At 55.1% G+C, this 1,149-nt stretch carries 1 protein-coding gene and 1 pseudogene; both read right to left on the minus strand.

What is annotated here, in order from left to right; genetic code table 11:
- A pseudogene (locus WH277_RS01015) lies at positions 1-641 on the minus strand (hypothetical protein); the annotation flags it as partial.
- Positions 642-770: 129 nt separating this feature from the next.
- On the minus strand, positions 771-1,149 hold a 379-nt coding region (locus WH277_RS01020; RefSeq protein ID WP_339503856.1), incomplete at its 5' end, for an aminotransferase class I/II-fold pyridoxal phosphate-dependent enzyme.

The following is a 1,149-nucleotide window of genomic DNA, read 5'->3' on the forward strand; positions in this document are numbered from 1 at the left end:
GCTTCTGCTTTTGCACGGGCTTCAGCAGCCTGCTTCGCTGCCTTCTGCTTACGAGCCGCATTAATCAAGGCAAGCTCCGCCTTAGCCTGTTTTGTGGCTTTTATCGCATTACGTATCCGTTGCCCTGCCTGACCGCTATTAGCCATCCGTGCATTGTTGGCAATGATTTTATTCAGCGCGGCAATGCGCGTATCGGAGGTGTCACCTTTAAAGGTGATAATCACCGAATTGAACGGATCCAGTGTGTTAGTGCTACTGCCGTTACCACTAATGCCGTTACCACTAATGCCGTTACCACTATTGCCGCTACCGGCATCCGGATTTGCTGGCGCCGGGCCAAGGTTAACGCCGAAGACATAGCCACCGACAAGGGGGCTTATTCCTATGGCCTGACCATATTCATTAATAAAATAGCCGGTAAAAATCGCCGGATTCAGGCCCGCTTTCAAGGCCAGTGTGTCACCGACCGATCGCGATATACCCGGTGTTGTGCCCGAACCCTTACCGGAAGCGCTACCTTTGCCTTTATCGTGATTACCAGCATTTCCCGTGCTGCCACCGCCCGGACTCGGCTCACTTCCGCGCTCCCGACTCCATCCCGTGCCATCACCTTTGCCACCACCGTAATTAAATCCCGGCATGATGCTCTCCTTTGCTCTTTCTGTGGTTAATGCTGTGCGTATACACAGTAAAGCCGAGGCTATGCCGAAATCTTTCTTACGACCAGACTACCTTGTTGTGTCAGAGAACAGCGTTACGATGCGAGCCTTTCAGCTAAACAGCTTTAATGCCTCAATACGTGTCAGCGCCGTATTCAGCGCGGCATCATCGGCGGTCAGGCTGATGCGGATATAGCCTTCACCGCCATGGCCAAATCCGGTGCCGGGGGCCACGATAATATGCGCCTCCTTCAGCAGTCGTTCGGCAAACGGCTGGGCACGCTCTCCGTCAGGCACGGGAAGCCAGAGGAAGAAGGTGCCCTGATTAGGCGGTACAGGCCAGTTCATGGCGGCCAGCTTTTGCAGCACCCACTCGCGGCGCTGGTGATAGACGTTGGCCAACTGCTGAATCTGCGATGCAGGCAGCGACAGCGCTGTGATGGCGGCATCCTGAATCGCGCCGAACACGGTGCTGTAACTGTGGGTGTGC

The sequence above is a fragment of the Erwinia sp. MYb416 genome, from assembly GCF_037479575.1.
GTDB classification, from domain to species: Bacteria; Pseudomonadota; Gammaproteobacteria; order Enterobacterales; family Enterobacteriaceae; genus Erwinia; species Erwinia rhapontici.